The sequence below is a fragment of the Dongia sp. genome, assembly GCF_041906375.1.
Classification (GTDB): Bacteria; Pseudomonadota; Alphaproteobacteria; order Dongiales; family Dongiaceae; genus Dongia.
The window spans coordinates 153,667-176,751 of sequence record NZ_JAYRJJ010000003.1; the positions used below are offsets into that span (position 1 = coordinate 153,667).

Consider the following 23,085-nt stretch of genomic DNA (forward strand, 5'->3'; position numbering starts at 1 on the left):
AGGCCCCTAGCGCTGTTGGACAAATCGTCCGGGCGCTGCCCCCAACGATACCCCAAATTCCGGCGGCGTCACCTTGGCGCCGGAATGTTGCGCCAGCCAATGTTGCCATTGTGGCCACCACGAGCCTTCATGCTCGGGGGTTGCAGTAAACCATGTCTCCGGATCCTGATAGCGCTCGCCGGCCGCCTTGGTCGAAACGCGGTAATGGCGGCCGTCCTTGCCCGGCGGGCTGACGATACCGGCATTGTGGCCGCCGCTTGCCAGCAGAAAGGTGACGTCGGTTGCGGGATGGAAGGTGATCTTGTGCACCGAGGTCCAAGGCGCCACGTGGTCGCGCTCAGTGCCGATGGCGAAGATGGGCACGCGGATATCGGCCAGATTGATTGGGCGACCATCCACCATGTGCTGACCGCGCGCCAGATTGTTGTTGAGGAACAGCCCACGCAGATATTCGGAATGCATCCGGTAGGGCATGCGCGTCGAATCCGCATTCCACGCCATCAAATCCGTCATCTGCGGCTTTTGCCCCAGCAAATAGAGCCGCAGGACCTGCGACCAGATCAAATCGTTGGAGCGCAGCAGCTGGAAGGCGCCGGCCATCTGCTTGGTATCGAGATAGCCTTGCTCCCACATCATGTCTTCAAGGAAGCAGACCTGGCTGTCGTCGATGAAGAGGGTGAGTTCGCCGGCCTGGGTGAAGTCGACTTGGGCCGCCAGCAGGGTGATGGATTTGAGGCGCGTATCGTTGTCGCGCGCCATTGCCGCGGCGGCGGTCGCCAGCAAGGTGCCACCCAGGCAATAGCCGGCGGCGTTGATCGGCCGTTTCGGCATTGCCGCCGAGATATGGTCGATTGCCGCCATCACCCCAAGGCGCCGGTAATCGTCATAGGAGCGGTCGCGGTCGCTTGATTCCGGGTTCTTCCAGGAGATCATGAAGACGGTATGGCCGCGTTCGACCAGGTAACGCACGAGCGAGTTTTCCGGCGACAGGTCTAGAATGTAGTATTTCATGATCCAGGCCGGCACGATCAGCACCGGATCGGCGAACACTTTGGGCGATTGCGGCTTGTATTGGATGAGTTCGATCAGTTCGTTGCGATAGACGACCTCGCCCGGTGTCACCGCAACGCTCTCGCCGGGAACGAAGCGCTCAGCACCCACCGGCGGCTTGCCGGCAATCAGTCGCTCCCAATCGGCCAGGAACTGCTCGGCCCCGCGCTGCAGATTGGCGCCGCCTTCCTGCGCCGTGGCCTGCAGGACCTCAGGATTGGTGGCAATGAAGTTGGCGGGGGAGAAGATATCGAGCAGCTGGCGCGCGGCGAAGGACACCATGTCTTCATGATGCTGCGAAACGCCGGGCACCTCGGTCGTCGCGTTGTGCCACCATTGCTGGGTGAGCAGGAAGGATTGCTGCAGGAGGTTGAAGGGGAATTGCTGCCAGGCCGGCGCATCGAAGCGCTTGTCCTGGGCCAGCGGCTCGATGCAGTTCGGCGCTTTGGCACCTTCGCGGGCGCAGCCTTGCGCATAATTGGCAAAGCGCAGCGCCTTGCGCACGGCCTTCTGCATCAGGTGCGCCTGCTTGCCGGGTGACATGGCAAGATGCACGGCCCAGTCGGTATAGGCTTCGTAGAGAGAAGCAGGAGAAATGCCGAATGTGAGGCGGGCGAGGGTGGCGTGAACCTGCCGATCAATGGTGTCGCCGCTGACCGATCCCCACAGCAGATCATGTTCCTGAACGGGCGGCGGCGAGAGCTGCGGGCTCCTTGTTGCCGGCAAAGACGGCCGCAGCGCCACGGCTCGTGACGGGGTCGCTTTGCGCGCACCGCGTTGCTTTTGTGCCGCTGCAGTCATTCCAGGCTCCTGGGCGAGGTTTCAATAGTCCAGGAAACGAAAATGGGGTGCGAAGGCCTTGGCGGCAAATGAATTTGCTGCGCTGCGGCAAAAAAGCTTGGAGATGTGGAAAACAGGCCCGAAATGGGCGAATTGGTCGGAGTGAGAGGATTCGAACCTCCGGCCCCTACGTCCCGAACGTAGTGCTCTACCAGGCTGAGCTACACTCCGACCAGAAGACGCCCGGGTCCTGGAAGTGCCGGGCGGCGAAACGCGGTGCCTTATAGCCGCTGCGCCGGGCCGGCGCAAGCCTGCCTTGGGCTTGCCTGAAAACTTTGTCCCGCGGGCGCAAGCTATTGAGGGGATTGTGCCTTTCCCGGCCTCGACCTGGACTAGAAGCCGCGGTCGATGCAGAAGTCGACCACATCGATAAGGGCGCGCTTTTCCGGGCCCTCCGGGAAGATGCCCAGCGCATCGCGGGCGATGGCGCCGTAATGGGCCGCGCGGGCTACCGTGTCCTTTAGGGCGCCATGGCGTTCCATCAGGTGAATGGCATGGCGAAGGTCGGCATCCTTCTGGTCGACCTCTTCCAAGGTACGCTGCCAGAAGGCGCGTTCTTCAGCGTCGCCGCGCAGGAAAGCCAGGATGACCGGCAAGGTAATCTTGCCCTCGCGGAAATCGTCGCCGACGGTCTTGCCCAGCGTTTCCTGCTTGGCGGAATAGTCGAGCGCGTCGTCGATGAGCTGGAAGGTGATGCCGAGATTGAGGCCGAAGCTTTGCAGCGCGTCCTCTTCGACCTTGGGGCGCCCGGCCACCACCGCACCGACTTCACAAGCAGCGGCGAAGAGGGCAGCCGTCTTGCCCTTGATGACCTCGAGATAGGCCTGTTCCGTCGTCGCCGTATCGTTGCTGGTCATCAGCTGCAGCACTTCGCCCTCGGCAATGACGGCGGAGGCGGTCGAGAGAATCTCGAGCACGCGCAGGGAACCATCGGCCACCATCAACTGGAAGGCGCGGCTGAAAAGAAAGTCGCCGACCAGGACCGACGCCTTGTTGCCCCAGACCGCATTGGCCGAAGCTTCGCCGCGCCGCAGGGCGCTCTCGTCGACGACATCGTCATGCAGCAGGGTGGCGGTGTGGATGAACTCGACGCAGGCGGCAAGGCCCGCGGCGCGTTCGCCGTGATAGCCGCACATATGCGCGGCGGCGAGGGTGAGGAGCGGGCGCAGGCGCTTGCCGCCGGCAGCGATGATGTGGCCGGCTAGCTGCGGGATGAGCTGCACGTCGCTCTGCATGTGCTGGATGATGAGCTGGTTGACGCGGCCGAGATCGGCCGCGACCAGATCGGTCAGCCGGTCCAGCGCATCGCCCTTGGCGTCTTTGCGTCCGGTTTCGAGGTTAACGACGACAGCCACGCTGAAATCCCTACGTAAATTCTTGAGAAAAGTCTTATCTCGGGCGAGCATAGCCGCTCTCCCCGTTCGGTCAAGCCGAGCCGGGGCGGGGCCCGCGACATATCGGCGCGGGGTATAATCCGAAGGGAATTGACCTTTGCGCGAACTGATCCGGTCCGGCGACCCGGTTAGGCTGTCCTTCCTGACGGCCCTGCTGGCCGATGCGGGCATCGATTCCCTGATTCTCGACACGCATTCCAGCATCATGCAGGGCAGTCTCGACATCCTGCCGCAACGCCTGATGGTGGCGGATGACGATATCCATCGCGCCCGTTCGGTGCTGATCGAAGCGGCGGAATTGTCGCCGGACGCGCAGAGTTGATGGAGACCAGCACCGACCGCGTACTCGGCAACCGCCTGCAGCTGATGCAGCCGCGGGATGGCTATCGCGCGGCGATCGACCCCGTCCTATTGGCCGCCACGATCCCGGCGAAGGAAGGCCAGCGCGTGCTGGATCTTGGCTGCGGCGTGGGCACGGCGGCGCTGTGCCTGGCCGCGCGCGTCGCCGGAATCGCAGTGCATGGAATCGACCTGCAGCCGGCGCTAGTGGCGCTGGCCGTACGCAATGCCGCAGCGAACGGCCTTGCCGACCGGGTCACTTTCGCGGCCGGCGATCTCCTCGCCTTCAAGGATGGCGGCTTCGATCATGTGCTCGTCAATCCGCCCTATCTGGCACGGGAGACGGCTTCCATCTCGCCCAATCCCATCAAGGCGCTGGCAAATGTCGAAGGCGAGGCAAAGCTCCGCCACTGGGTCGAGGCGGCCATTGCTGCGGTAAAGCCGGGCGGCAGCGTTACCTTCATCCACCGCGCCGACCGTGCAGGAGAGCTATGTGCACTGATGGCGGCGGGGCTCGGCAATCTGCGGCAGCTGCCTTTGCTGCCACGCGCCGGTGCCGGCGCCAAGCGGGTCATCCTGCAGGGTGAAAGAGGTGCTCCTCCTGGCTTCCGGATGCTGCAGGCCTGGCCGCTGCATGAGGCGGATGGGCGCTTTACGGCGTTGACCGACGCGGTCTTGCGCGAGGCTGCCGCTTTGCCGCTCAATGAGTTATCCCAGGAGTTATCCTTGACCGACCCGGCTTGAGGCCGCTAAATCTCGGCCATGTTCGGTCTCCCCACTTTTCCCAAACTACTGATCATCGCCGCCATCATCGCGGCGGTGTGGTATTTCATGCGCCGCGGCAAGGTCGCCCGGGGCGAGCAGGACAGTCGTGTCGGCGACCGGACGAATGGTGCCAAGGCCAACGGCAAGGCACAGAAGCCGATCGAAGACATGGTCCAGTGCAAATCCTGCGGCGCCTATTTTCCGGCCAAGTCGGGCTGCTCCTGCGGCCAGAGCGGGAACTGACGCCGCGCAAATCGACCGCAGCGCGCGGGATTTGGCTTTTCTCCTGTTAAGTCACATGAATTTGGCGGAAATGCGCGCTTTTCAGCATGGGTTTGACCCAGGCTTGGCTTGATTAACCTCACACGGCTGAGTATGTTGCGGCGCACCAAGAAGCCGGTCACGGCCACGCCCGAATGAATATTGTAGGGGGATTCACCGATTATGCCCGCCGAGGCGAAGCCTGCGCGCCGGAAACCGAACCCTGAGACCTGTTTCCAGGCGCTCATTCTGAAGCTGCAGCGCTATTGGGCTGAGCAGGGCTGCGTGATCCTGCAGCCCTATGACATGGAAGTGGGCGCCGGTACCTTTCATTGGGCGACCACTCTGCGCGCACTCGGTCCCAAATCCTGGCGCGCCGCCTATGTGCAGGCCTCGCGCCGCCCGAAGGATGGCCGCTATGGCGAGAACCCCAATCGCCTCCAGCATTATTATCAATTCCAGGTGATCCTGAAGCCGTCGCCGGCCGACAGCCAGGATCTCTATCTCGGTTCCTTGAAGGCGATCGGCATCGATCCGCTGCAGCATGACATCCGCTTCGTCGAAGACGATTGGGAAAGCCCGACGCTCGGCGCCTGGGGCCTGGGCTGGGAAGTCTGGTGCGACGGCATGGAAGTCTCGCAGTTCACCTACTTTCAGCAGGTGGGCGGGTTGGAGTGCAATCCGGTTTCGACCGAACTCACCTATGGCCTCGAGCGCCTCGCCATGTATGTGCAGGGCGTCGAGAGCATCTATGACCTCGATTACAATGGCGTAGAAGGTCCTGGGGGCATGACCTATGGCGACGTGTTCCTGCAATCGGAACAGGAATACTCGACCTTCAATTTCGAGCGCGCCAATACCGACACGCTCCTGCAGCATTTCGTGGATGCGGAGAAGGAATGCGCGGCGTTGCTCGGTGGCAATAAGGCCCTGCCGCTGCCGGCATATGACCAGGCACTGAAAGCCAGCCACCTCTTCAATCTCCTCGATGCGCGTGGCGTCATCTCGGTGACGGAACGCCAGGCCTATATCGGCCGCGTGCGCACGCTCGCCAAGGCGTGTTGCGAAGCCTGGGAAGCCACGCAGAAGGGGGAGGCATAAGTCATGGCCGAACTCCTCCTCGAACTCTTCTCCGAAGAAATCCCGGCGCGCATGCAGGCGCGCGCAGCGGAAGATCTGCAGCGCCTCGTTACCGACAAGCTGAAGGTCGCCGGCCTCACCTTCACGTCTGCGAAATCCTTCGTGACACCGCGCCGCCTAGCACTGGTGGTCGACGGCTTGCCGCTCGCTCAGCCGGATGTGAAGGAAGAAAAGAAGGGCCCGCGCGTGGGCTCGCCGCAACAGGCGGTTGACGGGTTCCTGAAATCCGCCGGCCTTGCCTCGCTCGACCAATGCGAAAAACGCGACACGGGCAAGGGCGAGTTCTATTTCGCTGTCGTCGAAAAGAAAGGTGTCGCGACGGCAGCGATTCTGCCGGAAATCATCCTCGCCGCCATGGGCGATCTGTCCTGGCCGAAATCCATGCGCTGGGCTGCCAATACGCAGCGTTGGGTACGGCCGCTGCATGGCATTGTGGCCCTGCTCGATGGCAAGCCGCTGTCGGGGGTGTTCGACCTCGGCGGTGGTGAAGTTGCTTTTGGCGACAAGACCAAAGGCCACCGCTTCCTGTCATCGGGTGAAATCACGGTCACGAACTTCGCCGACTACAAGGCGAAGCTGAAGGCCGCCAAAGTCATCCTCGATCAGGCCGAGCGCCGTGCCAGCATCAAGGCACAGGCGGATGCCGTCGCTGCCAAGGAAGGCCTCGCCGTGAAGCCAGATGAGGGGCTTCTCGACGAAGTGACTGGTCTTGTCGAATGGCCGACCGTCCTCATGGGCAAGATCGATGACGAGTTCATGTCGGTGCCACATGAGGTGCTGACCACCTCAATGCGCGTCAATCAGAAATATTTCGCGCTGCTGGACAAGAACGGCAAGTTGGCGCCGCGTTTCCTGGTCACCGCCAATATCGAAGCAAGTGACGGCGGCAAAGCGATCATACACGGCAATGAGCGCGTTCTGCGCGCGCGCCTGTCGGATGCGAAGTTCTTCTGGGACCAGGATCTGAAGGTGACCTTGGCCGAACGCACGCCGCAGCTCGACACCATCACTTATCACGCCAAGCTGGGCACGGTCGGGCAAAAGGTCAGCCGGGTGAAAGCGTTGGCGCGGGATCTCGCCAAGTTCATCCCCGGTTGCGATGCCGGTCTTGCCAACCAGGCGGCCGCGCTTGCCAAATCGGACCTCGTTTCCGGCATGGTCGGCGAATTTCCGGAACTTCAGGGCATCATGGGGCGTTACTACGCGCGCCATGAAAATCTGTCGGGTGAAGTTGCCGATGCGATTGCCGATCATTACAAGCCGCTGGGGCCGAACGACACCTGCCCGAGTGCGCCGGTGAGCATCGCGGTGGCCCTGGCGGATAAGATCGATACCCTGGCCGGCTTCTTCGCCATCGACGAGAAGCCGACGGGTTCAAAGGATCCGTTCGCGCTGCGCCGTGCCGCCTTGGGCGTCATTCGCCTGATCCTTGAGAACAAGTTGCGGCTTGGGTTGCGTGATGTGCTCGCATCGTCGTTTCACGCATATGGAACGGTAGTTGCCGGCTCGGCCAACGACCTTCTCGCCGCCGCGGATGATTTGATGGAATTCTTCGCCGACCGTCTGAAGGTGGCATTGAAAGAGCAGGGCGCGCGTCACGATCTCATCAGCGCGGTCTTCGCGCTGGGCACTGAAGACGACCTCACGCGCCTGCTGGCGCGGGTTGATGCCCTGAGATCGCTGGTCGACAGTGCTGAGGGCGCCAATCTGTTGGCGGGCTACAAGCGCGCTACCAATATCCTGCGCATTGAGGAAAAGAAGGATGGCGCCGCGCATTCCGCTGCGCCTGATACCGCCTGGCTGCAACTCGATGAGGAAAAGGCGCTGCACAAGGCGCTGGGCGTTGCGCATCAGCAGGTGGCGGACTCCGTTGCCAGGGAAGATTTCGGTACCGCCATGCGTGCGCTGGCGGTATTGCGGGCGCCGGTCGATGCCTTCTTCGACAAGGTAACGGTCAACGCCGATGAGAAAGACTTACGTGGCAATCGCTTGCGGTTGCTGAATTCGATCCGCGACACGTTCAATCTGGTGGCGGATTTTTCCAAGATCGAAGGGTGAGCAAGGCCATGGCGAAGTGGGTTTATCATTTCGGTGGCGGCTCGGCTGAAGGCCGGGCCGATATGCGCAATCTGCTGGGCGGGAAGGGCGCCAATCTCGCTGAGATGTCGTCCCTGGGCTTGCCGGTGCCGCCGGGCTTTACCGCCACCACTGAAGTCTGCACCCACTATTATGCCAATGGGCATAAATATCCGGCCGAACTGACGGCCCAGGTCGAGGCGGGCGTCGCCCATATCGAGAAAATCGTCGGCCTCAAATTCGGCGATCCCAAGGCACCGTTGCTGGTGTCGGTGCGCTCCGGTGCTCGCGTGTCCATGCCGGGCATGATGGATACGGTGCTCAATCTGGGTTTGAATGACGAGACGGTGAAGGGCCTAGCCGCCAAGTCCGGCGACGCGCGCTTTGCCTATGATTCCTATCGCCGCTTCATCCAGATGTTCGGCAACGTCGTGCTCGGCGTCGAGCATCACAATTTCGAGGACATCCTCGATTTCCATAAGCAGGACAAGGGCGCCAACCTCGATACGGAATTGACGGCCGAGGACTGGCAGAAGGTCATCGCCGATTACAAGGCGAAGGTCGAGGAAGAGCTGGGCAAGCCTTTCCCGCAGGATCCGAAGGAACAATTGTGGGGCGCCATCGGTGCCGTGTTCGGCAGCTGGAACATCCCGCGCGCAGTCACCTACCGCAAGATCAACAGCATCCCTGAGGATTGGGGCACGGCCGTCAACGTCCAGGCCATGGTGTTCGGCAATATGGGTGAGGATTGCGCCACGGGCGTTGCCTTTACGCGCAACCCGTCGACGGGTGCCAAGGAATTCTATGGCGAATATCTGATCAATGCCCAGGGTGAGGACGTGGTGGCGGGTATCCGCACGCCGCAGCATCTGACCATCGAGGGCAAAAAAGCCAACAATTCGACTTTGCCGGCGATGGAAGAGACCATGCCGGAAGTGTTCGGTCAGCTCATGAAGGTGCGCGAGCAGCTCGAGCGGCATTACACCGACATGCAGGACATCGAGTTCACGGTGCAGCAGGGCAAGCTCTATATGCTGCAGACTCGCAACGGCAAGCGTACGGCGCAAGCCGCTCTCAAGATCGCCGTCGACATGTGCAATGAGGGCCTCATCAACAAGAAGACCGCGGTGGCGCGCATCGAGCCGGCCTCGCTCGACCAGTTGCTGCACCCCACCCTCGACCCGAAGGCCAAGAAGGACGTGATCAGCCGGGGCCTGCCGGCAAGCCCGGGTGCCGCCTGCGGCAAGGTCGTGTTCACCGCCGACGAAGCGGAAGACCGCGCGTCGAAGGGCGAGAAGGTCATCCTGGTTCGCGTCGAAACCAGCCCGGAAGATATTCACGGCATGCATGCCGCGGTGGGCATTCTGACCACGCGCGGCGGCATGACCAGCCATGCGGCCGTGGTCGCACGCGGCATGGGTCGCCCCTGCGTATCCGGTGCCGGTGATCTCCGTGTCGATGCGGCCCAGAAGGTCATGGTGGTAAGGGGGCAGAAGATTGCCGAGGGCGACCTCATCACCATCGATGGCGGGACCGGCGAAGTGATGCTGGGTGCCGTGCCGACGATCGAACCTGTGCTTTCCGGCGATTTCGCGACGCTGATGGGCTGGGCCGACGAGTTTCGCAAGCTCCGCATCCGTACCAATGCCGAAACACCGCTCGATGCGCGCACGGCCCGCCAATTCGGTGCCGAAGGCATCGGTCTCTGCCGGACCGAGCATATGTTCTTTGACGGCGACCGCATCATTGCCATGCGCGAAATGATCATGGCCGAAGACGTGGCCGGCCGGAAGAAAGCCCTGGCGAAGATCCTGCCGATGCAACGCCAGGATTTCGTCGAGCTGTTCCAGATCATGAAGGGCCTGCCGGTCACCATCCGCCTGCTCGATCCGCCGCTCCACGAATTCCTGCCGCATAGCCGCGAGGAAATGGCGGAAGTGGCTGCAGCAGCCGGCATCTCAGTCGACCTCGTCGCCTACCGCGCGTCGCAGCTGCAAGAATCGAACCCGATGCTCGGGCATCGCGGCTGTCGCCTGGGGATCACCTATCCCGAGATCTACGAAATGCAGGCCCGCGCCATCTTCGAGGCGGCTGCCGAGGTCAAGGCCAAGCAGGGCGATACCGCCGAGCCGGAAATCATGATTCCGCTGGTCGGCATCCCCAAGGAGCTGACCTTGATGCGCGAGATCATCGACCGCGTGGCGAAGGAAGTGGCGGAAAAGAGTGGCAGCACGATCCCCTATTCTGTCGGCACGATGATCGAGTTGCCGCGTGCCGCCCTCCTCGCGGGGCAGATCGCCAAGGACGCGGCCTTCTTCAGCTTCGGTACTAACGATCTGACGCAGACCACTTACGGCCTCAGCCGCGACGATGCCGCGCGTTTCATCCAATCCTATGAGCGCCAGGGCATCATCGAGCGCGATCCATTCATCACCATCGATGTCGAAGGTGTCGGCGAATTGGTGAAGATTGCTGCTGAACGCGGCCGCAAGACGCGCCCGAACATCAAGCTCGGCATCTGCGGCGAACATGGCGGCGACCCGGCCTCGATTCACTTCTGCGCCGATGTGGGCTTGGACTATGTCTCCTGCTCGCCCTACCGCGTACCGATCGCCAAACTGGCCGCAGCGCAGGCAGCACTCACCGGCGACCAATCCGGCCGCAAAGGCGAGGGGTGAGGTTTATGGGGAGGAGAGGGTAATTGACCACTCTCTCCGACCTTCGTTCGGGCGGTAAGGCAGCGCTCGCTCGTGTGCTGGCCCGCCTCGAATCCCATGCGGACGCCCCCGACATCATCAGACTGCTCGATGCCGCTTTCCTGGCGCCTGTCGGACAGGTCATCGGCCTGACCGGGCCGCCGGGCGTCGGCAAATCGACCCTAGCTGGCGCACTCATCACGGCCTATCGCCAGAGCGGGCGGACGATCGCCGTCATTGCCATCGACCCCTCTTCAAAGCGCTCCGGCGGTGCCCTGCTCGGCGACCGCACGCGACTGCGTACTGACCCGGATGATCAGGGCATTTTCGTGCGCTCGATGGCGGCCAGGGATCAACTGGGTGGCCTTGCCGAGATTACCTTCGCGGCCATGGTCCTGATGCGGGCGCTCTATGACGTGGTCCTCATCGAGACGGTGGGGGTCGGCCAGTCGGAGACCGATATTGCGCTCGCCGCCGATACGGTCATCTTCTGCGTGCAGCCGGGCTCGGGCGATTCGCTCCAGTTTATGAAGGCCGGCATCGTCGAAATTCCCGATATCGTCGTCGTTACCAAGGGCGATCTCGGCCGGGCGGCCACGCGGGCGCGGGCCGATGTGAAGGGGGCCCTTGGCCTCAATGAAGGTCGCCAGGACGGCAGCGCCTGGACAGTGCCGGTGCTGATCGTTTCGGCCAACGCGGCGGAGGGAATCGACGCCCTGACCGAGGCGGTAGCCGCGCACGGCTCCTGGCTCAAGGAAGAAGGGCGGGGACAGGCCAAGCGCGCCACCCAGGCCGCCGCCTGGATCGAGGCCGCCATCAAGGAGCGCTGGGGGCGGGAGGGCGTGAAGCGCCTAAATGCGGTCCCCGTGACGGCGCGCACAGGCGAATCTCCGTTTCTGGCCTTGGCGGAGTATGCGCGCCGGCTATAGTGGCGCCCATGGCATCCATTTACGATCTCAAGCCGCGTTTCGTGGCACTCCTCCGACCCATCGCCGCGCGCCTCGCTGCAGCCGGGGTCACGGCCAATGCGGTAACGCTGGCCGCCATGCTTGGCTCCATCCTGGTGGGTGTCATCCTGGCGCTGTGGCCGGAATGCCTGAGCCTGTGGTTGATCCTGCCGGTCTTTCTGTTCCTGCGCATGGCCGCAAATGCCATCGATGGCATCCTGGCGCGTGAATTCGCGATGAAATCGCGCTTAGGCGCCATCCTCAATGAGGTTGGCGATGTCGTCTCGGATACGGCCCTCTGCCTGCCGGTTGCATTGCTGCCGGGTGTCACCGGCTTCTGGGTCGTGATGGCGGTCGTCATCGCGATCGTGGGCGAGCTTACCGGAGTGCTGGGCCAGGTGATCGGTGGAAGCCGTCGCTATGATGGGCCGATGGGCAAGAGCGACCGCGCGGCGGCCCTCGGCCTGCTCGGACTGATGATTGGCTTCGGCGTTCCGCTCGGCTCCTGGATCGATTGGGAAATGATCATCGTCGCCCTGCTGGGCATTGTCACCCTGGTCAACCGAGCCCGCCACGCACTTGCCGAGACACCCAAATGATCTTCGACATGACCATCAATGTCGCCTATGCGTTGGCGGCAATCTTCGTCCTGCTGCTTGTCGCCACGGCGGTTGCGTGGCCGCAGCGCAAGAAGAAGCATGAATTGTGGCTGCGCACCCGCACCTGGTGGGTGATCATCGCTTTGCTGGGCCTGTCGATCGCCCTGCCATCCTGGGTGCCGATTGCACTTTTTGGCCTCATCAGTTTCCTGGCCTTCAAGGAATTCGTGACGCTGATCCCGACGCGCCGTGCCGATCACCGCGTGCTGCTTTGGGCCTATCTCTCGATCCCGCTGCAATATTACTGGGTGTCGATCGGCTGGTATGGGATGTTCATCATCTTCATCCCCGTCTACATCTTCCTGGCTCTTCCTTTGCGCATGGTGCTGGCCGGTGAAACGCAAGGCTTCATCAAGGCCGCCGGCACGGTGCATTGGGGCCTGATGATCGCGGTCTTCTCGTTGAGCCACGCGGCTTTCCTGCTGGCGCTGCCAGCTGCCAACAACCCGGTCGCCGGCGGTGACGGTTTGCTGCTCTATCTCCTGCTGCTCACCGAGATCAATGATGTCGGGCAATATTGCAGCGGCAAGCTGCTGGGCAAGCACAAGGTTGTACCCAAGGTGAGCCCCAACAAGACCGTCGAGGGATTGGTCGGCGGTGTCGTCATCACGACTGTCATCGCGGCCCTGGCAGCACCTTTCCTGACGCCGCTCGCCTGGTATGAGGCCGGTGGCATCGGCTTCGTGCTGGCCTTGGCTGGCTTTGCCGGTGACGTCACCATTTCGGCGGTGAAGCGTGACCTGAAGCTCAAGGACAGCGGCAGCCTATTGCCGGGTCATGGCGGCATTCTCGACCGGGTCGACAGTCTGACCTTCACCGCGCCGCTCTTCTTCCACATCGTCTACTTTCTCTATTACTGACGATGTCGCGTTGGCTGCGCCGCCTGTTTGCCATGCTCGTGCTGCGGCCGGTTGCCTTCATGATGCTGGGGTTGACCGTACGTGGGCGCGAGAATCTGCCGAAGCATGGCCCCGCTATCGTCATCGCCAATCACAACAGTCATCTGGATACGCTGGTGCTGCTGTCGCTGATGCCGCTTGGGCAGATTGACAGCGTGCGCCCGGTGGCGGCGGCGGATTACTTCCTCAAGAACAGGTATCTCGCCTGGTTCAGCCTGCACATTCTCAACATCCTGCCATTGGAGCGCGGCAATGCCGCGCGTGGCGAGGATCCATTGGCCGAGAGTGCCGCAGCCCTCGACCGGGGCGAGATCCTCATCGTCTTTCCGGAGGGCTCGCGCGGGTCGGCGGAGGTTATGGGGAAGTTCAAGGGCGGCGTTGCGCGATTGAAGGAACGCTACCCCGATGTACCGGTGGTTCCTGTCTTCCTGCAGGGCGCCGGCAAGGCCCTGCCGCGTGGGGAGATCGTGCTGGTGCCGGTGGTGGTCGATGCTGTCGTCGGCACGCCTGTTTCCTGGAACGGCAACCGCGCTGCCTACACGCAGGAGATGGAACAAGCTGTGCGCGCCCTCGGCGCCCATCTGCCGCCTGTTTTTGACGACGACACCGACTAGTCCGTCAGACGCTCGATCCAGGCACGATGCTGTGGATAGTCGGCGAGCATTGCCGCCCGCGTCGCCAACTCGAAATCGGCAAAGTCGAAACCGGGTGCCACGGTGCAACCGGCCAGCGTGAAGGCACTGCCCTTGGCGGGCAGAGCGCCAAACCATTGGCCTGCCGGCACCACATGTTGCGGCATGTGGCCGGCCGCAAAATCACGGCCCAAGGTCGTCTCGATCAACTGGCCCTGGCTAGTGATCGCAATGATGGTGAGCGGATCGCCGTCATAGAAGTGCCAGACCTCATCCGACTTGATCCGGTGCAGCTTCGAGCGCTCGCCGGCCCGCAGCAGATAATAGATTGCCGTGGCGTGGCTTCGCTCCCCGTGAAAACGCGCCGGCAGACCGTCATTGGGGATGGCCTCTATTGCGCGGTAGGTTTCGCGGTAGAATCCGCCCTCGGGATGTGCCGCAAGGCCGAGGGCGGCGATCAGCGCATCAGTCGCGGCGGGCATAGCGGGCGACGGCCTGTTTCAGAAGGTCATGGGGTATCGCATGGGCGGTGCGCCCCATATAGCCGGTCATCGTCTCGGCCGCGCAAAGCGCGTTCCAGATCGCTTCCTCGGTCGCCTCGGCCGCGGCCTGGAAGAGGGCGGTGCATTCCTCCATGCCCAGCATGCGTACATCCGCCATCTTCGACTTCAACGGCACGCGGTTGCCGGTGGAGAAGGCGAGAAAAATGTCGCCGGAGCCATTGGAGCCGATGCCCCCAACCCAGGCAAGGCCCGTGGTGGCACGGCGGGCGAGGCGCTGGCATTGGATGGGCAGCAATGGCGCATCGGTCGCCAGGATGACGATGATCGAGCCTTGCTCGGTCTTGCGCTCGGCATGGGCCGAAGGGACGGTCTCGGTATCGAGTTCCAGCCCTACCGGGGCATGGCCGCAACGCAGCAGCGACCGCCGTCCGTAATTCGACTGCACCAGGGCGCCCACGGTCCAGCCGCCATCCTCGACCGAGAGGCGGCGCGAAGCGGTGCCGGTGCCGCCCTTGAATTCATGGGTGATCATGCCCGTGCCGCCACCGATATTGCCTTCCGGCACGGCACCGCCCTTGGCTGAATCCAATGCTTCGATCGCCATATCGAGCGTGATGGGGAAGGTTTCGGCGTCCGACAGCCAGCCATCCCAGGTTTCGGCGGCGACGGGCAAGTGCCAGGCCTGATCGATTCCTTTGCGCGCAGCATGCACGCAGATCGCATCGCGCGCGACGCCGGTTGCATGGGTGTTGGTAATGGTCATGGGTGCAGCAAGCAGGCCCTGTTCGTTGAGCCAATGACTACCCGTCATCTCGCCATTGCCGTTGAAGGAATGGATCCCGGCGAACATGAAATCGGTATAGATGTCATCGGCCGGCCAGATCGCCGTGACGCCCGAGCGCACGACATGCGGTTCATCGCGGATGATGGTCGAAAAGCCGACGCGCACACCCGCGACATCGGTTATGGCATTCAACGGACCAGGTCGCATCTGCCCCAGAGTAATGCCCAAATCCCGCAACCGCGCCTTCGCCATGATCTTTCCCCCGGTTTATTGTTGGGGTGGAGATTAGGCGAGGTTTAGGTGACGGCTCAAGCCATCTCCGGCAATTTCACCCAGGCAGGTACCGAAATGGTGACGCGCGCGCCATCTGCCTCGATCATCTTGCCGGAAATCGCCTCGAGATGTTCCAGTCGGATGAGGGCAAGACCGAAGCCCGCTTCGGCGTGGCGGATTTCGCCGATTTCCTTACCATCGAGGAGGATCGCTGTGCCGTGGGCGGGATCGACGCCCTCGATTGCGACCGGCAATAGCCGCTTCCTGACCAGGCCGCGATATTTCGTGCGGGCCGTCAGCTCCTGACCCATATAGCAGCCCTTCTGCCAGTCGACGCCGTGAAGCTCGTCAAAACCGGATTCGAGCAGGATGGATTTGTCGGGGATGAGGTCTTGGCTGCCTTCCGGTACGCCGAGCTCATAGCGCAGCTTCCTGAAAGTGCCCATCGGGGCTTCGCTGAAACCTAGCTCAGCCAGTGTCTGCGCATGGCTTGCGCGGGGCAGGAATGCGCGGGCGCCGAGATCAGGAAGGCGCGGATCGGCGAAGACCGCGCCGCCGCCCAACTCTTTTGCGGCACCGGGCTCGGCGGCAAGGCCGAGGCGCGCGAGCGATTCCGCGCCGAATAGATTGACCACGATGAAATCGGCATCGAGGTCGTCGAGCGTTACCTTCGAGCGCAGCTTGAACATCTTCAGGCGCTTCAGAAGCTCCGCGCGGCGCGCCTGCTCGGCATCGATCAGATAGCGCCCATCCGCCCCGACCAGCAGCAGGTCATAGGCGAACTTGCCCTGCGGGGTCAGCAAGGCAGCGAAAATCGCCCGGCTTTCGCCGATACGGGTGGTGTCGTTGCTGATCAATCCTTGCAGGAATTCCTGGCGGTCCTCGCCGCTGACGGCAATCACGCTGCGGGCTGGATTGAGTTCGAAAAAAGCCTTATCTATCATGTGGCTATGCAGTGCTTTCCAGTTTCTGTGCTAATAGTTGGAACAGCGCGGGCAAAAGGCAAGGGGATTGATCGATGGGGGATGACGGCAGATGGCGATAAAACGCGTCGGCATTCTGACCAGTGGGGGCGACTGCGCGGGGTTGAATGCGGTCATTCGCGCCGTCTACGCGCATGCGCGCGGCCATTTCGGCTGGGAGGTGGTCGGCATCCATAACGGCACGGCCGGCTTGCTGGCACGTCCCGTCGAGGCGACGGCGCTCGACGACCGGGTGCTGGGCTCCGACATGCTGCGCCAGGGCGGCACGATTCTGGGTACCACCAACAAAGGCGATCCCTTCGCCTTTCCACAGGAAGATGGCAGCCATGTCGATCGCTCCGAAGAGGTGATCGAAGGCGTCCGTCAATTGCAACTTGATGCCCTGATCGGCATCGGCGGCGACGGTTCGATTGCCATTCTGCGGCGCCTGGCGCTTCAGGGCGGCATCAATCTGGTGGCGATCCCCAAGACGATCGACAACGATCTGGGCGCCACCGAGATGTCGATCGGCTTCGAGACGGCGGTGCAGACCGCCACCGCCGCCCTCGACCACCTGCAGCCGACCGCCGCCAGCCACAGCCGAGTCATGGTGCTGGAAGTGATGGGCCGCGATGCCGGACACATAGCGCTTTCTGCCGGCATTGCCGGCGGTGCCGACGTGATCCTCATTCCCGAAATTCCCTACAAATTCGCGGCGATCGAAGCCAAGCTCGCCGACCTGCGCAAAAGTGGGCGCAATTTCGCTCTGGTCGTGGTGGCTGAGGCCGTGAAGACGGAAAGCGGCGAGGCCATTACCGCGGTCCATGGCGGCGGTGCCAAGGCGATGCATACCTATGGCGGTATCGGTCACTATATCGGGGCGGAACTCGCGAAGCGCAGTGGCGCGGAAACGCGCGTGACCGTGCTTGGTCATGTACAGCGCGGCGGCACCCCTGAGCCTAAGGACCGCGTGCTGGGCTCAGCCTTCGGCGTGCATGCGGTCGATCTTATCGCCGCCGGCAAGTACGACCGCATGGTCGCCTGGAACGCGCGGCAGGTGATTGACGTGCCAATCCTGGACGCCATCAAGGGAGCCGCCACCGTCGACCCGCAGGGGACTCTGGTGAAGACGGCGCGTGGCTTGGGGATCAGCTTTGGCGATTAGATTGAATGCCGACGATTTCTGGGAATTCAGCCTGGCACTTTATTGCCGGGAGGCGGTCGCAAGCGCGTGCCTGTCCTTGCAGGACCGGCGCGGCGCCGACGTCAACCTCATCCTCGCAATCTGCTGGCTGGCGCGGAGCGGTTACACAGCGAACGATGCCGCGATCGAGGCCGGGCTCGCTGCAACGGGCCCCTGGTCCGATGCAATCCTGCGGCCCTTGCGCGCCGTGAGGCGACGGCTCGGCACGGAATTCCCGGATGTTGCCGCCAATGACCGCCAATCGATCAAGCACGGATTGCTGTCGGTCGAATTGGAGGCTGAACGCGTTTCGCAGCAGAAGATCGTTGGCGCCTTGGCCGAGCATATGGACGGCCTCAGCACAGAACCTGCGCGCGGTCTTGCAGCAATCGGTCTGGAACTCTATTTGGCGCGGCTCGTGGCGGAGCCTGACGCGCAAGATCGCGCTGATTTGGAGGCTGTTCTCGCCGCTCTCTGAGCCCTACGGTTTCATCGCGGGCAGCCAAGAGTCTTCAGAAAATCAGCGCCGTAAAGCAAGGGTCAGATGGGCGCCAGTCCTGGGCTCGCGGCACTGACCTTAACCCCGGATCCCTCTTCGATACCTTGTCGCACCTTGGCTACGATGCGAGTCCGGATCTTTTCCTCGATCTCGGCGCGGGCGTCGGCATCGAGGCCCTGGAGGGATTCTTCCGTCAGGCCGAGTTCGGCAAGGACCATGGCGCGCATCTGCTCGGCCGGGGACTTGCGGGCGAAATCGAGGAAGGTGTCGGTCACATCCTTGATCTTATAGGTCTCATCGAACTCGCCCATGGCGCCGGGAGCAGCATCTTCGGCGCCGGCGTCGATCAGGATGGCGGGTATGACCACATTGCCCGGCCGACCGCTCACCATGCTTACGTCGGAGGTTGCGCCGGTCTGCGACAGGAGGCTGGCAAAGGCGCTGTTGGCGTTGGCTTCCGCGGCCTTCTGCTGGGCATCTTTTTCCGCATCGGTGACAAGTTTTGCGCCGTTGCTGACGGCGCTGATCAGATTAATCGACATGGCGCTGGGCCTTTCTTGCCGCTGTGGCAGGTATTGACGGCAAACAAGCAAGAGCCGTGCCGATGTCAATTTGGTTAACGAATCCGTCTTCTGGAAATGCGTGGTCCTGTCTATTGTACGGCGGCGTAAGAGGATGACGATGATCGACGACGAGGCAATGCGGGGAAAGGTTGAGCAACAGCGCTTCATGGCGCTGCTGGGCCTCTATGCGAGCATTTTCGCCTTCGGCATCTCCTTCGGTGGCCTCGTTCCCTGGATGGCGACCGATATGGATGGCCGCGGCATTTCGGGCTTCTGGATTGGCGTGGTTTCCGCCGCGCAACCTGTCGGAGTCCTGATCATGGCCCCTTTTACCCAGCACATCGTCAGGCGCTTCGGCAGCGGAAATGCAATGATCTGGTGTGGCGTCATTTCGCTGGCGACCATGCTGCCTTTGGCCGAGTGGAACTCGCTTGTCGGATGGATCACCTTGCGTTTTATCAGTGGCCTCGCCGGCAGCGTGCCCTGGGTGGTGACGGAGACATGGATCAATGTCGCCTCTAGCGACCGCAACCGCGGTCGTTCGGTGGCACTCTATGCGGCCGTCATGGCGGCTGGCTTTGCCACAGGTCCCGAAACGCTGAAATGGGCCGTCGAGCTTGGAACGTCGCCCTTGCCCTGGTTCATCGGGCTCCAATTCCTGTCTCTCTTGATCATCGTTCCGCTGCGTCGCCTGGCGCCCCTGCTGGAACACAATGACGGTACGCATGTATTCGGCGTCATCCGGTCGCTGCCGGCGCTGATGTCAGCAGCCCTTATCTCCGGTGCGCTCGACGCGTCGTTCTTCAACTTCCTCGCCATCTGGGGAGAACGCGTCGGTCTGGGTGAATCTTTTGCTTTGACGCTGCTCAGTGTTTTCATCGCCGGCAATGTCCTACTGCAGTTTCCGATCGGCTGGCTCGCCGACCGTTACGGGCCTTATCCGATCATGCTGCTATGCGGCGGTCTGTGCATGTTGGGGCCCTTGCTGTTATGGGGTGGATTGGCAGCCCATCCCGTTCTCCTGGGCGGCGTCGCGTTCGTGTGGGGCGGCTGTGTCTGGGGTGCCTATGCCGTGGCACTTGTTGCCATGGGACGCCGCTATTCCGGCGGAACGCTCGCGGTCGTCAATGCGGCCTTCGTCATGGCCTACACTTTCGCCAATATCGTGGCGCCCCCGATTGCCGGTTCGGCGATGGATTTGATGAACCCGCACGGGCTCATGCTGGTGGCGCTGATCGTTGCCGTCAGCTTCACGCTGCTCGTGGCACTGCGGCGTGCGGAGTTTTAGCGCTCATTTGCGCCGCTTGGCGTCCTTGTCCCAGCGCGTGACATGGTCGAGATGCAGGCCGAAGAGATCGAGCACGCGCCCCAGGCTCTGATCGACCATCTCCTCGATCGATTGCGGCTGGGCGTACATGGCGGGGACCGGCGGCGCGATGATGCCGCCCATTTCCGTCACCGCCGCCATGTTGCGGATATGTCCGAGATGGAGCGGTGTTTCGCGCAGCATCAGGACCAGGCGACGGCGCTCCTTCAGCACGACATCGGCAGCGCGGGCGATCAGGGTCGGCGTGACACCGCTCGCGATCTCCGCCAGCGACTTGGCCGAACAGGGCGCCACGACCATGCCGAGTGTCAGGAACGAGCCGGAGGAGATAGGGGCCGCCAGATCTTCGTTGTTATGGCAGTGATCGGCGAGGGCCTTCACGGCGGCCACCTTGCGGTCGGTCTCATAGGCCAGGGTGAGTTCTGCCGTGCGGGACATGACCAGATGCGTTTCGATCATCGACCCCTTGAGCAGTTCAAGGAGTCTGATCCCATATAGGACGCCAGACGCCCCCGAAATGCCAATTATGAGTCGGGAGGGCGGGTGCGGCTGCTCGGTATCGCGAGGATTCTTATTCATTCCATTATACAATACATATTGTCCGGCCGATTGGGTCAGCCAAGCTTAATCATATGGCGATTTTACCGTGACATCTTGAAGCGCCAAGCCCTCTCTCTCATTTACTTGAAGAGCGGAATGGCGCTAGGATTCCAACCGGTCCAACGAGGGAGATAAAGAACCAGCAAAGCGCGACGGCAAGCAACCGTAATTCTGATCTGATGATCCTAAAACAGATGGGAGAAAGGGTATGGCAATGACTGCGCATTTGGACTCGCTTAAGTCAAAGCACGCCGATTTGGACGCCAAGATCGCCGACGAGGAACGGCGCCCACACCCTGACGAAGCCACCATCCACGCGCTGAAGAAATTGAAACTCCGCATTAAGGACGAACTGACCAGCCTCGAGAAGGTGCACTGAGCGCCTCTCCAGCGGATTTTCGAACAAAACAGACCGCCGTCGATAGCCCGGAAAGGGCCGTCCGGCGGTCTTTTGTTTCGGCCTTGACCTGCCGGCGACCGGCTGGGTAAGGTCACCCCATGAGCATCCTGACGCAAATTCTGGCGCTTACGCTTCGACTTACCGCCCCGGCGTGCTGAATCGCGCCGGCCGCGTGGCCGTTTGGCCCACCCCCGCCAGAAGCTTCGTTATCGTCAGGGATTGCCGATGATCCTTAAAATCGTCATAACCGCCAATATGTTAGAGTGTCTGGGCCAGCCTTTGGGCACGACCTCGCTTAGCCGCCGCCGTCGGAGCTGACAGCGACATCCCCCACCCGGACTTGTCTCCAGGGGGATCCCGGCGGCGGCGCAAAGTCGCTCAACCCATGAACCCAGCAGATGAAATTCCTTCGAGGAAAGTGCCATGCGTATCGATCCCAGCAGCAAATACCGTCCCTTCCAGCCCATTCCCTTGCCTGACCGACAATGGCCGGGAAAGACCATCACCCAGGCGCCGATCTGGTGTTCGGTCGATCTGCGCGACGGTAACCAGGCCCTGGTCGAACCGATGGGGCCGGAGCGCAAGCTCAGGATGTTCCGCACCCTGGTGAAGATGGGCTACAAGGAAATCGAGGTCGGTTTCCCCTCGGCCAGCCAGACAGATTTTGATTTCTGCCGCGAACTCATCGAAGGCGGCCATATCCCGGACGACGTCACCATCCAGGTGCTGACCCAGGCCCGTGACCACCTCATCACCCGCACCTATGAGGCGCTGGTGGGCGCCCGCCGCGCCATCGTGCACGTCTACAACTCGACCTCGACCCTGCAGCGCCGGGTCGTGTTCAATCAGGACATGAAGGGCATCAAGGATATCGCCGTCCACGGTGCGACCCTGGTGCGCGATCTGGCCAAGCAGCAGAAGGGCAATACGGAATTCGTCTTCCAGTACAGCCCGGAAAGCTTCACCGGCACCGAGATCGATTATGCGATCGAGGTGTGCGAGGCGGTGATGGATGTCTGGCAGCCGACCAAGCAGAAGCCTTGCATCATCAATCTGCCGGCCACCGTCGAGATGTCGACGCCCAACATCTATGCCGATCAGATCGAGTATTTCTGCCGCAAGATGAAGAACCGCGAGGCGGCGATCATCTCTCTCCATCCGCACAATGACCGCGGCACCGGCGTTGCCGCGGCCGAACTCGGTGTCCTGGCCGGCGCCGACCGGATCGAAGGCACGCTCTTCGGCAATGGCGAGCGCACCGGCAATGTCGACCTGGTGACATTGGGCCTCAACCTCTTCACGCAAGGGGTGGATCCGCAGGTCGATTTTTCGGACATCAATGAATTGGTGCGCACGGCAGAATACTGCAACCAGCTGCCGGTGCATCCGCGCCACCCCTATGCCGGCGATCTGGTCTTCACAGCCTTTTCCGGATCGCATCAGGATGCGATCAAGAAAGGCTTCTCGGCCATGAAGCAGTCGAACAGCGGCCAGTGGGCCGTGCCCTATCTGCCGATCGATCCGGCCGATGTCGGCCGTTCTTACGAAGCGGTCATCCGCATCAACAGCCAGTCGGGCAAGGGCGGCGTCGCCTATGTGCTCGAAACGGATTACGGCCTCTCGCTGCCGCGGCGGCTGCAGGTCGAGTTCAGCCAGGTGGTACAGGACGTGGCTGACAAGACCGGCAAGGAGATCACGGCGAGCCAGATCTGGCAGTCGTTCAATGACGAATACCTTTCCCTGGCCGAGCCATACGCCTTTGTGAGCCATCAGACCCTTGCTGACAGCCATGCGAGCGAGGTGCGCAATCTGAGCGCCAGCATTCGCGACAAGGGCAAGGAAATCACCATCACCGGTCGCGGCAATGGGCCGATCGATGCCTTCATGGATGCGCTGAAAAAGCATTCCGGCATCGACCTCAAGGTGGTCGATTACCGGGAGCATTCAGTGGGTGGCGGCAATGACGCCAATGCGGTTGCCTATGTCGAGATGGCGATGCCGGATGGCCGCAATGTATTCGGTGTCGGCAAGGACTCGAACATTGTCACGGCCTCGCTGAAGGCGATCATCAGCGCCACCAATCGCGTGGCCAGCGGCAAGGTGGGTGCCGCTGCGAATTGATCGCGCTTTCATCGACTTGAGATATGCGGGCCGTCCTCATGCGTGAGGGCGGCCTTATCTTTTGGCGCAAAAATATTGCGACCTAAGTAGGGGCACGCTAATTCCTTGCCTATGTCATGGTTATGACGATACTGCGGCTCCAGGACAGAGCCGCCAAGCGGTCGCGGGATTT

General features: G+C 62.2%; 22 protein-coding genes and 1 tRNA gene. 15 read left to right on the plus strand and 8 right to left on the minus strand.

The window, feature by feature from the left end:
* Nucleotides 1-6 precede the first annotated feature (6 nt).
* The 3 genes from ACE3OA_RS12205 to ACE3OA_RS12215 all read right to left on the minus strand — a co-directional run bounded on the left by ACE3OA_RS12205 (nt 7) and on the right by ACE3OA_RS12215 (nt 3,245).
* Nucleotides 7-1,851: a PHA/PHB synthase family protein gene (locus ACE3OA_RS12205; protein ID WP_374311056.1), complete on the minus strand. Its 1,845-nt coding sequence runs from the start codon at nt 1,849-1,851 to the stop codon at nt 7-9.
* 133 nt (nt 1,852-1,984) lie between these two features.
* A tRNA-Pro gene (locus ACE3OA_RS12210) sits at nt 1,985-2,061 on the minus strand.
* A 161-nt stretch (nt 2,062-2,222) separates the two neighbouring features.
* Nucleotides 2,223-3,245, minus strand: a complete 1,023-nt coding sequence (locus tag ACE3OA_RS12215; RefSeq protein ID WP_374311057.1) for a polyprenyl synthetase family protein — start codon at nt 3,243-3,245, stop codon at nt 2,223-2,225.
* Between the two features lie 136 nt (nt 3,246-3,381).
* Between ACE3OA_RS12215 and ACE3OA_RS12220 the strand changes: the two genes are divergently transcribed.
* From ACE3OA_RS12220 to ACE3OA_RS12265, 10 genes are all read left to right on the plus strand, one after another.
* Nucleotides 3,382-3,606 carry a DUF2007 domain-containing protein gene (locus tag ACE3OA_RS12220; RefSeq protein WP_374311058.1) on the plus strand — a complete coding sequence of 75 codons (225 nt, stop codon included), beginning with the start codon at nt 3,382-3,384 and terminating at the stop codon, nt 3,604-3,606.
* Nucleotides 3,606-4,367: a tRNA1(Val) (adenine(37)-N6)-methyltransferase gene (locus tag ACE3OA_RS12225; RefSeq protein ID WP_374311059.1), complete on the plus strand. Its 762-nt coding sequence runs from the start codon at nt 3,606-3,608 to the stop codon at nt 4,365-4,367. Before ACE3OA_RS12220 ends, ACE3OA_RS12225 begins: the two co-directional genes overlap by 1 nt.
* An 18-nt stretch (nt 4,368-4,385) precedes the next feature.
* Nucleotides 4,386-4,631 (plus strand): hypothetical protein, encoded by a 246-nt coding sequence (locus ACE3OA_RS12230; protein WP_374311060.1) that lies wholly within the window; start codon nt 4,386-4,388, stop codon nt 4,629-4,631.
* 201 nt (nt 4,632-4,832) lie between these two features.
* Nucleotides 4,833-5,750, plus strand: a complete 918-nt coding sequence (locus tag ACE3OA_RS12235) for a glycine--tRNA ligase subunit alpha (protein ID WP_374311061.1) — start codon at nt 4,833-4,835, stop codon at nt 5,748-5,750.
* Nucleotides 5,751-5,753: 3 nt separating this feature from the next.
* The gene (gene glyS, locus ACE3OA_RS12240) at nt 5,754-7,847 is read left to right on the plus strand and encodes a glycine--tRNA ligase subunit beta (protein WP_374311062.1); all 2,094 of its coding nucleotides are present in this window, start codon (nt 5,754-5,756) and stop codon (nt 7,845-7,847) included.
* Between the two features lie 8 nt (nt 7,848-7,855).
* Nucleotides 7,856-10,543: a pyruvate, phosphate dikinase gene (gene ppdK / locus ACE3OA_RS12245; RefSeq protein WP_374311063.1), complete on the plus strand. Its 2,688-nt coding sequence runs from the start codon at nt 7,856-7,858 to the stop codon at nt 10,541-10,543.
* Nucleotides 10,544-10,566: 23 nt separating this feature from the next.
* Nucleotides 10,567-11,490, plus strand: a complete 924-nt coding sequence (locus ACE3OA_RS12250; RefSeq protein ID WP_374311064.1) for an ArgK/MeaB family GTPase — start codon at nt 10,567-10,569, stop codon at nt 11,488-11,490.
* 8 nt (nt 11,491-11,498) lie between these two features.
* Nucleotides 11,499-12,107, plus strand: coding sequence for a CDP-alcohol phosphatidyltransferase family protein (locus ACE3OA_RS12255; protein ID WP_374311065.1), 609 nt, complete (start codon nt 11,499-11,501; stop codon nt 12,105-12,107).
* Complete coding sequence (locus tag ACE3OA_RS12260) at nt 12,104-13,027, plus strand: phosphatidate cytidylyltransferase (protein WP_374311066.1); 924 nt, start codon at nt 12,104-12,106, stop codon at nt 13,025-13,027. The genes ACE3OA_RS12255 and ACE3OA_RS12260 overlap by 4 nt, the downstream gene beginning before the upstream one ends.
* Before the next feature lie 2 nt (nt 13,028-13,029).
* Complete coding sequence (locus tag ACE3OA_RS12265; protein ID WP_374311068.1) at nt 13,030-13,680, plus strand: lysophospholipid acyltransferase family protein; 651 nt, start codon at nt 13,030-13,032, stop codon at nt 13,678-13,680.
* On the opposite strand, the gene ACE3OA_RS12270 is transcribed toward ACE3OA_RS12265, so the two are convergent.
* The 3 genes from ACE3OA_RS12270 to ACE3OA_RS12280 are packed head-to-tail and all read right to left on the minus strand — an operon-like array spanning nt 13,677 to nt 16,202.
* Nucleotides 13,677-14,180, minus strand: a complete 504-nt coding sequence (locus ACE3OA_RS12270; protein WP_374311069.1) for a cupin domain-containing protein — start codon at nt 14,178-14,180, stop codon at nt 13,677-13,679. The two genes, ACE3OA_RS12265 and ACE3OA_RS12270, sit on opposite strands and share 4 nt — an antisense overlap.
* On the minus strand, nt 14,164-15,237 hold the full coding sequence (locus ACE3OA_RS12275; protein WP_374311070.1) for a P1 family peptidase: 1,074 nt from the start codon (nt 15,235-15,237) through the stop codon (nt 14,164-14,166). The genes ACE3OA_RS12270 and ACE3OA_RS12275 overlap by 17 nt, the downstream gene beginning before the upstream one ends.
* A gap of 56 nt (nt 15,238-15,293) precedes the next feature.
* A complete protein-coding gene (locus ACE3OA_RS12280) occupies nt 15,294-16,202 on the minus strand; it encodes a folate-binding protein YgfZ (RefSeq protein WP_374311071.1) in 909 nt (302 codons plus the stop codon).
* A gap of 91 nt (nt 16,203-16,293) precedes the next feature.
* On the opposite strand from ACE3OA_RS12280, the gene ACE3OA_RS12285 reads away from it, so the two are divergent.
* Both ACE3OA_RS12285 and ACE3OA_RS12290 read left to right on the plus strand, forming a co-directional pair.
* Nucleotides 16,294-17,385: an ATP-dependent 6-phosphofructokinase gene (locus ACE3OA_RS12285; protein WP_374311072.1), complete on the plus strand. Its 1,092-nt coding sequence runs from the start codon at nt 16,294-16,296 to the stop codon at nt 17,383-17,385.
* Nucleotides 17,375-17,881, plus strand: coding sequence for a TIGR02444 family protein (locus tag ACE3OA_RS12290; protein ID WP_374311073.1), 507 nt, complete (start codon nt 17,375-17,377; stop codon nt 17,879-17,881). Before ACE3OA_RS12285 ends, ACE3OA_RS12290 begins: the two co-directional genes overlap by 11 nt.
* A 62-nt stretch (nt 17,882-17,943) precedes the next feature.
* Here ACE3OA_RS12290 and ACE3OA_RS12295 read toward each other — a convergent pair whose 3' ends face one another.
* Nucleotides 17,944-18,444: a hypothetical protein gene (locus ACE3OA_RS12295; protein WP_374311074.1), complete on the minus strand. Its 501-nt coding sequence runs from the start codon at nt 18,442-18,444 to the stop codon at nt 17,944-17,946.
* 139 nt (nt 18,445-18,583) lie between these two features.
* On the opposite strand from ACE3OA_RS12295, the gene ACE3OA_RS12300 reads away from it, so the two are divergent.
* A complete protein-coding gene (locus ACE3OA_RS12300; RefSeq protein ID WP_374311075.1) occupies nt 18,584-19,753 on the plus strand; it encodes an MFS transporter in 1,170 nt (389 codons plus the stop codon).
* A gap of 3 nt (nt 19,754-19,756) precedes the next feature.
* Here the strand turns inward: ACE3OA_RS12300 and ACE3OA_RS12305 are convergent, their stop codons facing one another.
* Nucleotides 19,757-20,371, minus strand: coding sequence for a UbiX family flavin prenyltransferase (locus ACE3OA_RS12305; RefSeq protein ID WP_374311076.1), 615 nt, complete (start codon nt 20,369-20,371; stop codon nt 19,757-19,759).
* Nucleotides 20,372-20,606: 235 nt separating this feature from the next.
* On the opposite strand from ACE3OA_RS12305, the gene ACE3OA_RS12310 reads away from it, so the two are divergent.
* Together ACE3OA_RS12310 and leuA are read left to right on the plus strand one after the other, a co-directional pair.
* A complete protein-coding gene (locus ACE3OA_RS12310) occupies nt 20,607-20,771 on the plus strand; it encodes a YdcH family protein (protein ID WP_374311077.1) in 165 nt (54 codons plus the stop codon).
* Nucleotides 20,772-21,215: 444 nt separating this feature from the next.
* On the plus strand, nt 21,216-22,913 hold the full coding sequence (gene leuA / locus ACE3OA_RS12315) for a 2-isopropylmalate synthase (RefSeq protein ID WP_374311078.1): 1,698 nt from the start codon (nt 21,216-21,218) through the stop codon (nt 22,911-22,913).
* Nucleotides 22,914-23,085: the final 172 nt, after the last annotated feature.